This window comes from Gracilibacillus pellucidus (assembly GCF_033949965.1).
Lineage (GTDB): Bacteria > Bacillota > Bacilli > Bacillales > Amphibacillaceae > Gracilibacillus > Gracilibacillus pellucidus.
Genome location: NZ_JAWZSR010000004.1, coordinates 21,918 through 35,523, shown reverse-complemented (window position 1 = coordinate 35,523; position 13,606 = coordinate 21,918). Strand labels below are relative to the sequence as shown.

At 34.5% G+C, this 13,606-nt stretch carries 16 protein-coding genes; 4 read left to right on the top strand and 12 right to left on the bottom strand.

All coding sequences use genetic code 11. From position 1 onward, the window contains the following. Nucleotides 1-62: 62 nt before the first annotated feature. The gene (locus tag SH601_RS07900; protein WP_319957752.1) at nucleotides 63-953 is read right to left on the bottom strand and encodes a type II toxin-antitoxin system SpoIISA family toxin; all 891 of its coding nucleotides are present in this window, start codon (nucleotides 951-953) and stop codon (nucleotides 63-65) included. 542 nt (nucleotides 954-1,495) lie between these two features. On the opposite strand from SH601_RS07900, the gene SH601_RS07895 reads away from it, so the two are divergent. Next, the gene (locus SH601_RS07895) at nucleotides 1,496-2,548 is read left to right on the top strand and encodes a DUF2515 family protein (RefSeq protein ID WP_319957751.1); all 1,053 of its coding nucleotides are present in this window, start codon (nucleotides 1,496-1,498) and stop codon (nucleotides 2,546-2,548) included. A 41-nt stretch (nucleotides 2,549-2,589) separates the two neighbouring features. On the opposite strand, the gene SH601_RS07890 is transcribed toward SH601_RS07895, so the two are convergent. Further along, on the bottom strand, nucleotides 2,590-3,438 hold the full coding sequence (locus SH601_RS07890; protein WP_319957750.1) for a patatin-like phospholipase family protein: 849 nt from the start codon (nucleotides 3,436-3,438) through the stop codon (nucleotides 2,590-2,592). Between the two features lie 377 nt (nucleotides 3,439-3,815). Between SH601_RS07890 and SH601_RS07885 the strand changes: the two genes are divergently transcribed. After that, entirely contained in the window at nucleotides 3,816-4,973 is a 1,158-nt protein-coding gene (locus SH601_RS07885) for an MFS transporter (protein ID WP_319957749.1), read from the top strand. A gap of 238 nt (nucleotides 4,974-5,211) precedes the next feature. Continuing rightward, the gene (locus tag SH601_RS07880; protein ID WP_319957748.1) at nucleotides 5,212-5,304 is read left to right on the top strand and encodes a YjcZ family sporulation protein; all 93 of its coding nucleotides are present in this window, start codon (nucleotides 5,212-5,214) and stop codon (nucleotides 5,302-5,304) included. Nucleotides 5,305-5,705: 401 nt separating this feature from the next. Here SH601_RS07880 and SH601_RS07875 read toward each other — a convergent pair whose 3' ends face one another. Continuing rightward, complete coding sequence (locus tag SH601_RS07875; protein WP_319957747.1) at nucleotides 5,706-6,035, bottom strand: hypothetical protein; 330 nt, start codon at nucleotides 6,033-6,035, stop codon at nucleotides 5,706-5,708. A 322-nt stretch (nucleotides 6,036-6,357) separates the two neighbouring features. Here SH601_RS07875 and SH601_RS07870 point away from each other — a divergent pair, with 322 nt between their 5' ends. After that, nucleotides 6,358-7,449: a YheC/YheD family protein gene (locus SH601_RS07870; RefSeq protein WP_319957746.1), complete on the top strand. Its 1,092-nt coding sequence runs from the start codon at nucleotides 6,358-6,360 to the stop codon at nucleotides 7,447-7,449. A gap of 49 nt (nucleotides 7,450-7,498) precedes the next feature. Here the strand turns inward: SH601_RS07870 and SH601_RS07865 are convergent, their stop codons facing one another. The 9 genes from SH601_RS07865 to SH601_RS07825 form a co-directional block, all read right to left on the bottom strand. Continuing rightward, nucleotides 7,499-8,155: a type 1 glutamine amidotransferase domain-containing protein gene (locus tag SH601_RS07865; RefSeq protein ID WP_319957745.1), complete on the bottom strand. Its 657-nt coding sequence runs from the start codon at nucleotides 8,153-8,155 to the stop codon at nucleotides 7,499-7,501. Between the two features lie 135 nt (nucleotides 8,156-8,290). Beyond that, complete coding sequence (locus tag SH601_RS07860) at nucleotides 8,291-9,013, bottom strand: class I SAM-dependent DNA methyltransferase (protein ID WP_319957744.1); 723 nt, start codon at nucleotides 9,011-9,013, stop codon at nucleotides 8,291-8,293. A gap of 3 nt (nucleotides 9,014-9,016) precedes the next feature. Continuing rightward, a complete protein-coding gene (gene rsfS / locus SH601_RS07855; RefSeq protein ID WP_319957743.1) occupies nucleotides 9,017-9,361 on the bottom strand; it encodes a ribosome silencing factor in 345 nt (114 codons plus the stop codon). Next, nucleotides 9,351-9,923 (bottom strand): bis(5'-nucleosyl)-tetraphosphatase (symmetrical) YqeK, encoded by a 573-nt coding sequence (yqeK, locus tag SH601_RS07850; RefSeq protein ID WP_319957742.1) that lies wholly within the window; start codon nucleotides 9,921-9,923, stop codon nucleotides 9,351-9,353. Before yqeK ends, rsfS begins: the two co-directional genes overlap by 11 nt. Before the next feature lie 43 nt (nucleotides 9,924-9,966). Next, nucleotides 9,967-10,533, bottom strand: coding sequence for a nicotinate-nucleotide adenylyltransferase (locus tag SH601_RS07845; RefSeq protein ID WP_319957741.1), 567 nt, complete (start codon nucleotides 10,531-10,533; stop codon nucleotides 9,967-9,969). Nucleotides 10,534-10,550: 17 nt separating this feature from the next. After that, entirely contained in the window at nucleotides 10,551-10,844 is a 294-nt protein-coding gene (gene yhbY, locus SH601_RS07840) for a ribosome assembly RNA-binding protein YhbY (protein ID WP_319957740.1), read from the bottom strand. A 1-nt stretch (nucleotide 10,845) separates the two neighbouring features. After that, nucleotides 10,846-11,685, bottom strand: coding sequence for a shikimate dehydrogenase (aroE, locus tag SH601_RS07835; RefSeq protein ID WP_319957739.1), 840 nt, complete (start codon nucleotides 11,683-11,685; stop codon nucleotides 10,846-10,848). A gap of 37 nt (nucleotides 11,686-11,722) precedes the next feature. Then, nucleotides 11,723-12,823, bottom strand: coding sequence for a ribosome biogenesis GTPase YqeH (yqeH, locus tag SH601_RS07830; protein ID WP_319957738.1), 1,101 nt, complete (start codon nucleotides 12,821-12,823; stop codon nucleotides 11,723-11,725). Further along, nucleotides 12,823-13,341 (bottom strand): YqeG family HAD IIIA-type phosphatase, encoded by a 519-nt coding sequence (locus tag SH601_RS07825; RefSeq protein ID WP_319957737.1) that lies wholly within the window; start codon nucleotides 13,339-13,341, stop codon nucleotides 12,823-12,825. Before SH601_RS07825 ends, yqeH begins: the two co-directional genes overlap by 1 nt. Nucleotides 13,342-13,606 lie beyond the last annotated feature (265 nt).

Sequence of the window (13,606 nt, the reverse complement as noted above, 5' to 3'; positions counted from 1 at the left end):
CCGTTGATTTTTCACACTCTACACCATTTTACGGGGATGACACTTCATTTATTACTTATTCATTAATCTTTCACAAAGTTTTCCTCTTCAAGAAAACAGAAAAGACAAGCAAGATTAGAGAGAAACAATGCATCCATTTCATATACGCGTTGATTTGTCTCTTCAATAAACAAAATAAACAAGTGATTTTCCGCTGCAAAAATCGGGCATAAATGTGCCATACCTTTACCATGTTTCTCTTCACGATCTAACGCAACGATATCTCCATTCCACAACGTTTCGACGATTTTCTCTTCCGCATTAGGTGAATCATCCATCGTTAAATTATCCGGCATACTTTCCCAATCTAATGTATGTGTTTGCTTTATCACCTGGATAGTTTTAAAAAATTCATCCATAGGTTCAGCATTCAATTCATTCTCTTTTTGTTTTGCTTCGTAAAGATGAACACGTAAACCAAACGTATTTGCGTAATAACTAAGAAATAAATCGAGTGCATATGGAAAAGAAAGTTGTTTTTGATCAATATCTGCCTTAATTAAAGGAGTAATTTGTAATAGTTGAGAGAAATAATTTAATTTATTTTGTTGTCTTTCTTCCATATAAGTATTTTCTCGTATATAAGTTTTTAACGGATCGTAGGATTGAAACTCCGTTTTCCAGATGCTTTTAATTGTTGGTGTCGAAAATACAAAAATATCGATAAATATTATAATAACAGCTAATACAGCTAAACGTTGCCAATCATCAATAGTAACTACTTCCATTGCCCATAAAATAAATAAACTCGTTATAAATAAAACGTATAATGTTTTACGATATTGATACAAGTTTTCACGGAAATGATTACCCTCTTTATTGTAAAAACCTCGCCAGCTTTGAATATAAACAAATAAGATAAATGATAATAGAATTCCAGCTAATACAAAGATAACAAACGTCGTTTTCCCCACCCTTTCTCACACTCCTCTCCATATCTATTTGTTTTGAAAAAGTTAGTGAGTCATAACAAATTATTCGCTCTCTTTATGTCTAGCGTATTGTTCTTCCCATTATCCCTACAAATTCATAGTTATAAAGTGAGACTTCAATCAGTGGGAGTTAGCGTCCGTTTATCCCCCATCTTCGCTTCCTCGTTTTCAATCGAATCTTGAAGTGGGGGTTTTACGGACTCATGCACCGTGATGAAAAATACCATTCAAAAGAGTAAGTGCTTTCATTTGCACAAACAAAAATACCTGTGATGATTTTCCAAAATTAACTTATTATAGCCTATGCTTTATTTCTTTCATTCATACTATAACTATACTGGGAATTTTAATAGACTATAATCAATCATATTATCAATATTCCCTCTTTTAGTTGCAACTTCATTTAAATACGGATGTTTACACCTTGTTAAATCAACTCATCAGTCCACCACATCCTCTTTCGCATAAAATTCAATTAATAAGGTAACTTAGAGGTATGTATATTAATGAGAGGACTTAATTAGATGATGTTAGCCGAAGAACTAAAACGAATAAAAAAAGCACTACAACACGAAGAAAATTCCACTTCTTCTCTAGCTACTCTAACCGATAAAGAAGTGAAATTGGTCCATGAAATAAAGCGACAAACAAGTAAGAATAATCGTAACAACTTAACTAGAACGGCTTCTTATTTAGACTTTTTCAATCGTAACAGAGCTATAGAATGGTCCTTTCTTGCACATATGGTATCACGTAATGCCGGTTGGAATATGACTGATTTACAAGGATCTCTACTTGGAAACTTACTCACAGAAGAACAAAAACAATACTTCTTTTCCGTTTTAGAACGAGCAAACTGGCTAATCTTTCAAGATGCTTATCCACAATTACTTTTATTCGAAAAATCTATTCAGTCAGGGACAAATTTATTTCATTTGTTTCCTCATTTTGGCGTTTCTCGTTTTATGAAGGTTATCTGGGAACAGTACGTCAACTATAAGAATCCCCGTCTTCTTACGATTGCACTTATTATTAATGAACAAAGTTATATTGAGAAAAGAATAATTCAAAATAAAAATAACAAAGCAACCATCTTAGAAACTGTAGAAGAAAAAACCCAAGATTTATTAGAGTTAAGTCATATTCTGTTCCCGTATAAACCAGGATATTTCATCGGTCAAACCGTGCATCACTTTAGCTCTCTAGAGGAACGCATATTACTCGGTAAACGATTATACCACTTGTTATTTGATGAAGAATATTTTCTATCCATTTATCAACTAGCACTTGAGGTTCCACATACAGGCTCACGCCATGACTTTATGCCAGACATGTTCTACTATGATTATCAACAAAAAAAGCATCCCAGTCAGTATTATAGCCCGCTATTAGAGAATGCATGGAGTACGCTCGAACAAAAGCCTGCGGAAATGAATGATTGGTATAACGATTGGAAAATTATCCACTATTTAAAAGAGGCAGAACATCCAATTAAAGCAGATATTACGGATGAATATTATCACACATTAAAGAAAATGGAGCTCGCTATAGATGTCAAAAATGCACTAATCAAATAATAAACCTCTCCTTGTTAGTTAGGCCAAGAGAGGTTTATCTATTACTGTAAAAATTCTTTTAACTGTTCTCCAACTTTTTTCACATCTTGATACCCTTTTTGATAAAGGTCTGTTAATTTAGCTTGATTTTTTTCAATTCTACCGACCGTTAATTTTTCTGCTGGCGCAATAATAAACACATTTCCTTTCTTTTCTTCCTCAAACAAGTACGTTAATGTGTCATTATAATCAGTATGTCTTTTTTCCATTGCCCGTAACAAGCCAGGGTATTCTCGATATTTCCTCTTTATATACCAATTAACCGATTGAGGCTTCTTATAGTAACCTCTATTTCTTGTTAATACAACAACATTTTTCTTGTTACCATCTTTAATTGATTGTTGAATCGGAATAGGAGCTGCAATACCACCGTCCATTAAGGATAAATGATCAAATTCTACTACAGGCGCAACCATTGGTAATGAGCTTGATGCACGAAGTAGTGTAAGCATGTCATCTGCGTGGGTTGATTTAGGATAAAACAATGGTTCACCTGTCACACAATCGGTTACACCGACGACAAATTCTTGCGTTGTGTCTTTAAATGTTTCAAAGTCAAATGGCACTAATTCATTGGGTAATGTATCAAATATAAAATCCATCCCAAATAATTCGCGTTTTTTTACCCAATTACGAAATGATAAATAATTCGGGTGACTAACATAATCGATGGTTACTTTCTTATTCCGCTCTATTTGCCTTGCTACGTATGAAGAACCGTTACACGCTCCCGCTGAAACTCCTATTACATATGGTAAATAAAGTTCTTGCTCCATTAAATATTGCAAGACACCACCAGTATATACACCTCTACTTCCTCCACCTTCTAATACTAATCCTATATTATCCATTATATCGCCTCTTATTTTTAATTAATTATTCAGAAAAGAATCTAACAGTATGTAAAATACAATATAGTTATGATACAACAGCTTTTCACACAAATCTAGTTGATCAACTTATCCATTAACTCGAACGAATCCAAAATAAAATGAGAGTTCCATCAGTAGAAGTTTTACGGACGTTTACACCGTGATGAATATTTCCGTACACAACCAATTTTTTATTAGAAAAAGGAAAGTAGATAGTTTATTTCATTATGGAAAATGTATATAATAGCAAATGTTGGAGACTATCTTCCGCAACAAATAATCAATCTGCTATCAATTGTTAGGATTGCTTTTGTTGTGAGAGGAACAATTTTGTACATAGGAAGTGAAGGGATTACATGGAGAAAAATCGATTTAGGTTTTGGATTTTAGTCTGTATTGTTGCTGTTTCTGGTTTTAGCCAAGGGATGCTATTACCATTAATTGCAGTCATCTTTGAAAGTAGTGGTGTTTCTTCCTTTCTAAATGGATTAAATGCTACAGGTTTATATATTGGTGTTCTATTAGTTTCTCCTTTTATGGAGCAGCCACTAAGAAGGTTTGGCTATAAACCATTATTAATATTCGGTGGATTACTTGTACTTGTTTCATTAGCATTGTTTCCATTATGGCAATCATTCTGGTTTTGGTTTATTTTACGTTTATTCATAGGGATTGGTGACCATGCACTTAATTTTGGTGCACAAACATGGATTTCCTCCTTTTCACCGAAGAAAAAAAGAGGAAGAAATATTGCTATTTACGGACTGTTTTTCGGAATAGGATTTGCTGTAGGCCCATTAATGGTTTCACTGGTAAACATTAGTGAAAGCTTACCATTCATTCTTGCTTCTTGCTTAAGTCTTATTGGTTGGTTATTTTTATTTGCATTGAAAAATGAACTACCAGAACAAGATGTACAAGTTAGTTCATTTAGAAATACGTTTAAACGCTTTAAGCAAGCGGCAAAATATGCTTGGGTAGCATTTCTACCACCATTTACATATGGTTTTTTAGAAACATCACTAAACGGGAATTTTCCTGTTTATGCACTACGAATTGGAATACCCGTTGAAAATGTATCTGCATTCTTGTTCGCCTTTGCAATTGGCGCTATTATCTTTCAACTGCCCCTTGGTATGCTAAGTGATAGGTTTGGTAGAAAACAAATATTAAGTATTGTACTTCTGCTAGGCTTTATCTGTTTTTCAGTAGCAGGCATCGTGGAACATTCTTTTTATGGTTTATTTATCTGCTTACTGTTAGTAGGTATGTTTGTTGGTTCCATGTTCTCTTTAGGCATTACATATATGACAGACTTAACCCCTCAAGAGCTATTACCAACAGGAAATTTATTATGTGGTGTGTTTTTCAGCTTTGGAAGTTTGATTGGCCCATCCTTCGGTGGCTTATTTATTGAATTTATGTCATCAATTAGCTTTTTCTATTTTATAAGTGCTATATTCTTAATTATTTTTATTATCTTGGTTGGAAACGGGAAAAAAGTCGAGGCGTAATTTTCCTTTCCTCCTCTTTTACAATCCTCAAATTGTGTTAGTTTCCCGCTGAATAAACCCAATCATTTTTTAGGAACTTGTATACAATAAAGTGAGACTTCAATCAGCGGGAGTTTTACACTCCCACTTATTGTTAGCGAAACTTATCAGGAAACTTACAGTGAAGGTATTACAGACGTTTACACCCTGATAAAACGTAAGCAATACTTTTTCTCAGTTTCATGAGAGGAGGATGAAAATGTCCAGCTACGGTTATGGCGGTGGTTTTGCATTAATCGTCGTTTTGTTTATTCTTTTAATTATTGTAGGAACTAGCTTCACTAACTATTAAGTCACTTTACACGAAAAAGCCTCTAATTGAACTGCACCCCAATTGTAGACACAATCTAACAATTGGAGGTGCAGTTTTTTTATAATAGTTAAACTTAAAGAATCTGAAAAGAAGTTGAAAACAATGCCATTTTCTCAATCTCTTTGATAATGAGTGCGTAAATGTCACTATGGAAAATATCACAAAATGGCCAATGCTTGAGTAGATGGTACACTTGTTATATCCAGCGGCTGACTTTCAATTATAGTTATCCACTTATCAGAAATACTATTAGTTATTCCCCTTCATTAAGCAACTTCCATAAAGCAGGATCTACTACTTCTGTTCGTCAAGATCAGTATTTTCTCTTATCATCACGAAATCTGTCACTGTTTTATATACTTATTTCACTATGGACGTTGTTAATAGAAGTAATAATAAGGGAAAAACAGACTACGAATAAAACTGAATGGTAGTCGGTATCGTCTAAAGCGTCTAAACCTTCTAGGGTAACCATAACCATAGCCATAGCCATAACCATATTGGCGATCTTCTTGGTCAAACCTCTCCATTTCACCAACTGGTATAAGCAAGATTACCGCATTTTCTTCTATATCTGTTATTATTCCTTCTAATGTCGCTCCGTCCATCGTTTGAATCTCCATAAAATATAGTTGATATTCCTTACACATATTCTTTATATGATTATGGTGATGATGTTCATTAATATGTGAAGATTGTTGATAATACATACAAATCACTCCCTGGGTGTTTATACATAGTCAGTTTATTCAGCTCATTAACTAATGTTACAGCTTTTTAATTTAGAACGACCTAAATTAAATTACTGCATTTCAACATATAGATACAGTAGCGTGCACAAAGTCTGGCACTAAATTTTCGAAATATTTTTACTAACTTTACACACTAATTTCATTTCGATTAAAAAGTGATTAAATAGGTTTAATTTTTACTTCAAGAGTTATAATATGGGTATCCGAGCTACTAATTATTTCGACATCCAAACGAACATCTAGAGTTTTACATATTTTAGACTTTAGGAGGTCCCAAAACATGTTTCCAATTAATTCGCTATTTAATTTCAAAAAAGATAAACCAAAACAATATGTAGGTTGTGTCAGGAACCCTAAAAAACCAAATGAATTTCATAAATTATTAGCGAAGGCTTGTGCCCATTACGGTTTAACCATGATCTATTACACACCGAAACAAGTAGATATGGAGAATCATCTAGTAACAGGAAAAATACTGATTAATGATAAATGGCATTCAAAAGTCGTCAATATCCCAGTTTTTAATGATGTAGCAACACTTTGTTTTAGGCATAAAGAAGTTACGAACTATTTACGACAAATGAGTACACTCTCTAATGATTTGATTGGTACGAAAACAAAACAATACAGATTAATTAAATCCAGTGATATGTTTAAAGATATTGTGATACCATACATTACGACGAATCAACCTGAAAATATTATGAACTTCTTAGCAAAACACTCAACCATCATTTTAAAGCCTAGTCGTGGAATGAAAGGCGAAAACATTTATAAAGTAACTAAATTAGAAAATGGAGAATTTCTTTGCGTTTATCAAACAGAGGAAAAGAGAATCACATATGATGAATTCTATCAATTCCTTTATAGCCTCATTTCTAAGAAGAAATATATTTGTCAAAAGTATATTGAAACAATTGATGAAAACGGGAAACCATTTGATGTGCGTATTCGTTTAGAGAAAAATGTTGATGGAGAGTGGGAAACAGTTGTTAATTTGGTTCGTATTGCTGGCAAACAAAAAGTCGTATCAAATGTAGCTCAAGGCGGTTATGTAGCGGAGTTATCTTCATTCCTTCAAGTGAATTATCCTGACAACTTGGAGAAAATAAATAAGAAAATCATACAAATTGGTGAAAACCTCCCGCTTCATATAGAAGAAACTACAGGCAAAAATTTAAGTTCCTTAGGGATAGATGTCGGTATTGATCCACATGGAAGTATCTATTTATTCGAGATTAATACGTCTCCTGGTACAGAGTTTGCTATTGGTGAGATCGCTCTAATTAAATCTGGGTATTTTCACCATAAAATGAAGGAACTTTCTAATCAAAGGCTCAAAACAGCCGGATTATCACGTATATCAAAATAAGAAAAAAATGAGGGACATGCTAAAAAAGCGTGTCCCTCTCTTTTCTTAGTTATGCTTCTAATGCTTCGACAACCTTTTCAGCTGTACTACGACTAGATTGTGGATTCTGTCCAGTTATCAAATTACCATCTCTAATAGAGAAATCGGTCCAGTTTTCAACCTTTTGGAAGTCAGCACCTTTTTCACGAATTTTAGTTTCTAATAAGAAAGGCATATGTTGATCTAATTGCATTTCTAGTTCTTCACTATCCGTAAATGCTGTAACCTTTCTCCCTTTCACTAATGGTGATCCATCTTTATATGTTACATTAACAATTCCTGCAGGGCCATGACAAACAGATCCAATTACACGTTCATCCTCAGCAAATTGCTGTAATACGTATTGTAATGTTTCGTTATCAGGAAAGTCGAACATCGTTCCGTGACCACCTGGTAAGAAGATTGCATCATAACCATTAGCATGTTCTTTCGTTAATTTTACGGTTGATGTCAATTCTTCTTCTGCTGCTTTCCATTCTGCATGATCTTCTATACTATTAGGATCTAACGCTACTTCTCCACCTTCAATACTTGTTACGGTAACCTTATAGCCTTTTTCCTTGAATACTAAATACGGAACCGCAAACTCCTCTAACCATAATCCTGTTTTATGATCATCCGTAATTGTTGTGTGATTTGTGACAACCATTAGTACACGTTTTGACATTTTGCTTTCCTCCTTTAATTATCATCGACATGAAGAATTATTATGTACAGTGTTAAAATAAAGGATAGCAGAATCAAGGTCAAATAATTAAACCTTCACCATACTAAAAAAGGATAAACCAAATATGGTCTATCCCTACTTACATACAAAAAATATACGCTGATTATCTTCCAGGTCCATTGATTCATCTACTGAAAAATCTCCATAAACTCGAACAGAATTAAATCCAGCCTGTTTAAGCAGCTTCTCATACGTCTTTACAGCAAAGGTTCGTTGACTATGCTGTTCATCAAATCGTTCATATTGGCCTGTCTCTTCATTTAATAAAAAGAAAGTAAGATCATGCTCAACACTACCCGCTTCTTCTCCTTGTTCGCAAAACCAAACATAAGAAATATCATCATAAATTTCAGCGAATGTTTGTCCGACCATATCTTTTTCAAAATGCTTCAGACTGTGAACATCAAAGATGAATAATCCATCATCAACTAAAGCTTCTCTAACACCTGTAAATACCTTCATTAAGTCTTCTGGTGTCGTAATATAATTAATCACATCACAAAGGCTAACAACTATATCAAAATCACTCATGCCTTCTAGATAGCGTACGTCTTGCTTAATATATTGTACGTTGGTCGTATTGGATTCTGCATAAGCTAGCATGTCTTCAGAGTAGTCCACGCCAGTCACCGAAAAACCTGCTTCAGCAAACTGATGACTTAGTCTGCCTGTACCACATCCAAGGTCAAGCATCTTCGTTCGCTGCTCACTAAAATGTTCGACAAAGCCTTGCCATTCATTATATGGAGCGTCATCCATCAATATATCATATACATAGGCTAATTTAGAGTATGCCATTTTTTATAAGTTCACTTCTAGCTGAGGAGCATCTCCCCACAGTTTTTCTAAATTATAATAGCTGCGTTCATCACGATGGAAAATATGGCAAACAACATCGCCAAGATCAACTAATACCCATCTTGCTTGGTCAAAGCCTTCCATTCGTTTTACATGAAGATCTGCTTCTTCTGCAACATCTTTCACTTCACGTGCGATTGCTTGGACTTGTCGCTCATTCGAACCTTCGCAGATTAAGAAATAATCAGAAATTACTGATACATTCTGCATATCTAATAGAACAATATCCTCTGCTCTCTTATCATCACACGCTTTTGTTACTAAATCTAATAATTGTTTATCTTCCATTCATGTTCCTCCCTAATTTTTCATTATATAACTGAAATGTGTCAGGATAAATCGGCTGGTTTTTACTCATTAAAAATTGAATCGTATTTCGTGCTGCCGTCCAGCATGCCTGATCAATGTCCTTGTAAACAACCTCTCTTACTTCATCTACTCCTGGAAAGTCACGACCAGGCTCAATGTAATCCGCAATAAAAATAACTTGTTCAAAAAGGCTCATATTCCTTTTACCTGTAGTATGCCAATAGATAGCACTTTGTATTTCAGGATCACCAATACCGATTTCTCTTTCGATCATTTTCGAACCAACTGGCCCATGCCATAATTCAGGATGATAATCCAATAAATCTTGTGGTAATTTCTCCTCGATAATCCAACGCTTCATTTCCTCTGGATTGCGATATTTCGCATAATCATGGAAAATGGCAGCAAGCTCCACTTTTTTTGTATCAAGTTCGTAGTGTGCTGCCAAGTCTAATGCTGTTTCCATTACACGTACAGTATGATCGTATCTTTTTTTCGTAAGTTGTTTCTCTACTATCTTTAATGCTTTTTTTTGCTCCACTCATTCCACGCTCCCTAAATGAGAAAAGAAGGACTATTACATCTTATGAATATAACGAATTTTTATTAATAATGGTAATTACTTCTTTTGGTGTTAAATACTTAATGGATTGTCCTGCACTAATTCGTTCGCGAATCATCGTGGAGGAGATGTCTAAAGATGGCATTTCTATCATTTCCACCGGATATACGACATGCTTCGTCGATGATCCAGGACGATCCACACCAATAAAAGTGATTAATTGAATAAGCTGATCAATTTGATGCCATTTCGGCAAATATTCCACCATATCTCCACCAATAATAAAGTAAAATTGATAGTCTGGATATTGTGCCTTTAACGCTTGAATCGTCTTTAATGTATAAGATTTTCCTTCTCGTTCCACTTCAATCGTGTTCACTTTAAAAGCAGGATTATCTTCAATCGCAGCTTTAGTCATCTCTACCCTATCTTCTGCCGTTGTTTTTGCTTCACTCTTATGTGGAGGCAGATAAGATGGTATAAACCATACTTCATCCAAGTTTAGTTGTTGATGAGCTTGTTCAGCCATCAATAAATGACCATAATGTGGTGGATCAAACGTTCCTCCGAACAAACCAACTCGCTTCACACTTTCCACCACCATTTCTATGGTAACGTTATGGTTTTGTTTTCTTCTGATTCTTTATATAATACAATTGTATTTCCGATAACTTGTACAATATGTGCCTCCGCACCGTCTGCGATAGCCGCTGCTACATCATCTTTATCTTCCATGCAATTTTGTAGGACAGAAACTTTCAATAATTCTCTTTTCTCTAATGCTTCTGCAATTTGTTTAATCATATTGTCATTCACACCATCTTTTCCAACTTGGAAGATGGGATTCAAATGATGTGCTTGTGCGCGTAAAAAACGCTTTTGTTTTCCAGTTAAAGTCAATTCATTCACCTCTTAATTTATTTTCTAATTTTTGTACTAAATGCGTAACATCAAGTTTTTTATTTGTCCATTTTTCAAATGCTAATTCTCCTTGATATAACAACATTGCATGACCATGATGAATGTTAGCACCACGCATACTTGCGTCACGCAAAAATTGCGTCATTATCGGTTGATAGACAATATCACTTACTACCGCATCCTGACGAATATTATCCAACTGAATCACTTGTTCTTCTACATTTGGTTTCATCCCAACCGAAGTTGTTTGAATAATCAAGTCATATTCAGCAAGCTGTTCCTCTGCTTGTTGGTAACTTATTACATTAGAATCGACTTCATCTATACGTAAAGATAAAAGTTGTTCAGCTTTGTCTTTTGAACGGTTAGCAATATCAACTTTTGCAACCCCTTGTCCGTTCAATGCCCGATAAATGCCACGTGCAGCACCACCAGCACCTAATAATAACACAGATGTTTGATTAGTTAAAAGATTAGGGAATGTTTCTATCAATGAACGGACATACCCTTCACCATCTGTACTATACCCTTTCCACTTGCCATTTGAATAAACGACTGTGTTAACAGCGCCTAAAAGTTCTGCATCTGGATCAATCTCATCTAAATAATCTACAATTACTTGCTTGTATGGAACAGTAACATTAAAGCCGTTAATCTTTTTCGCTTTTAATTCCTCTAACAATTGAGGTAATCTATCAGGAGATCCCTCATATAATTTATATTCCCCATCAAGCTCAGCTAAATCCAAAAATTGTTGATGAATCCAAGGTGATAGCGAATGACTAATTGGATGTCCGATTAATCCTAATTGGTATCCCATTTTTATCCCCTTCCCTGTACTACTTTCACATCTTTATTTAAATTAAAGCAGGTCGTAATGAAATTTGCACACCTTTTGGCACATGAATAGAAACGGTTATTCCACCTTCTGCTACAGTAATCCAGCCTAGACCAGGTATAACGATATCCGTCTTTTCATTCGGTATTTTTACAGTCTGCTTAACTAAAGCTGGCATTTGCTCAAGTGTTGCAGGACTTGGAGGCTGTAAAAGATCACCTACATGTTTTTCATAAAACTCATCGGCATTCTCTAGTTTCGTACGATGAATCAATAATAAATTAGAGAAATAGCATACAAATGATTGTTTGAGTCCTTTTTCGAAATCTAAACGAGCAAAACCGCCGAAAAAGAGTGTTTGTTTATTTTGTAATTGATAAATTTTCGGTTTAATTTCTTTCTTTGGTGTGATTACTTTCAAATCTTTATCCGTAACATAATGAACAAGCTGCCTGCGATTCACCACTCCAGGTGTGTCATACATAGCTGTTGTTTCATCTAACGGAATTTGAATAAACCCTAATGTAGTACCAGGGAAATAAGATGTTGTAATTGCATCCTTCACACCGCTTGATCGGTTGATCAATTGATTAATAAAGGTTGATTTTCCAACGTTTGTACATCCGACAACATAGACATCTTTACCATTTCTTCTTACTTCTATTTCAGCCTCTACCTTATCAAAGCCTTGTCCTTTTGCTGCTGACACTAAAAATACTTCTTGTACTTTTAATCCATATTCACTAGCTGTCTTCTTCATCCATTGAATAAGCTTATTTTGATTAGTAGATTTTGGTAAGAGGTCCACTTTGTTTCCTATTAAAATAATAGAGTTATTCCCCGTTAATCGTTGTAAACCATTGATAAAGCTACCGTTGAAGTCAAAAATATCGACTACTTTTACGACCAAACTATTAGTATCGCTTATTTGATGAATCATTCGTAAATAATCGTCATCTGTATATTCAACATCTTGCACTTCATTATAATGCTTTAACCTAAAACAACGCTGACATATAATAGGATCATTTTTTAATGCACTTGCTGGTACATATCCTGCCTTTGTCTTATCTTCGGTTTGGATTTCTACTCCACAACCTTCACAATAAATCTTATCCATTACTTTTCCTCCCAAGTGATCATGCCTTTTTTCCGCATCTGATTTAATATACGTCTTTCAATCATTCGATTCATCCTCGTAATTTTACCGTCCGTCTCAACAATAGGTACGACTAAAATGGTATGAAATCCTGCAAAATTTCCACCAAGAACATCAGTAAGCAATTGATCGCCAACTACTACGATTTCTTCTTTCTTTAATCCCATTTGTTTAGCTGCTCGTTTAAATGCATGCCCAAGTGGCTTTCTAGCACTAGACACAAACGGCACTTCTAACGGTTCAGAAAACGTACTTACTCGTTTCTCTTCATTATTTGAAATAATCGTCACTTTTATATCATGTTCTTGCATTTTTTTAAACCATTCCATTATTTCTGGAGTAGCATCTTTTACGTCCCAAGCGACTAACGTATTATCAAGATCTGTAATGACACCTTTAATTCCCATCTCACGTAATTTTTGAGGATTTATATCCAAAACACGTTTCACATGTTCATTTGGCATAAATTTTTTCAGCAATTAAGTCCACCTCTACCATTTTTTAATATAGATATTCTTTCCTTATCATAAACAATTTTCTTATTTTGTTCAAAGACTATTAAGTAGAAAAAAGAAATTATACCATAGATTGCGACAAAAAGTCTTAATTTAACATGATTTTCCCTTAGTATACGTAAAATCGTTCGACAAATTGCTACACCCTAACGCATTGTGGATAACTTTATTCACACCATCCACACTCATTTTAACAAGCTTTGCTCTGTCATCAACCTAATTATGCACA

Coding starts and splice junctions, on each gene's coding strand:
- SH601_RS07895 (WP_319957751.1), top strand. CDS start 1,496: ATGATGTTAGCCGAAGAACTAAAACGAATAAAAAAAGCACTACAACAC.
- SH601_RS07890 (WP_319957750.1), bottom strand. CDS start 3,438: ATGGATAATATAGGATTAGTATTAGAAGGTGGAGGAAGTAGAGGTGTA.
- SH601_RS07885 (WP_319957749.1), top strand. CDS start 3,816: ATGGAGAAAAATCGATTTAGGTTTTGGATTTTAGTCTGTATTGTTGCT.
- SH601_RS07880 (WP_319957748.1), top strand. CDS start 5,212: ATGTCCAGCTACGGTTATGGCGGTGGTTTTGCATTAATCGTCGTTTTG.
- SH601_RS07875 (WP_319957747.1), bottom strand. CDS start 6,035: ATGTATTATCAACAATCTTCACATATTAATGAACATCATCACCATAAT.
- SH601_RS07870 (WP_319957746.1), top strand. CDS start 6,358: ATGTTTCCAATTAATTCGCTATTTAATTTCAAAAAAGATAAACCAAAA.
- SH601_RS07865 (WP_319957745.1), bottom strand. CDS start 8,155: ATGTCAAAACGTGTACTAATGGTTGTCACAAATCACACAACAATTACG.
- SH601_RS07860 (WP_319957744.1), bottom strand. CDS start 9,013: ATGGCATACTCTAAATTAGCCTATGTATATGATATATTGATGGATGAC.
- rsfS (WP_319957743.1), bottom strand. CDS start 9,361: ATGGAAGATAAACAATTATTAGATTTAGTAACAAAAGCGTGTGATGAT.
- aroE (WP_319957739.1), bottom strand. CDS start 11,685: ATGGGATACCAATTAGGATTAATCGGACATCCAATTAGTCATTCGCTA.
- yqeH (WP_319957738.1), bottom strand. CDS start 12,823: ATGGATAAGATTTATTGTGAAGGTTGTGGAGTAGAAATCCAAACCGAA.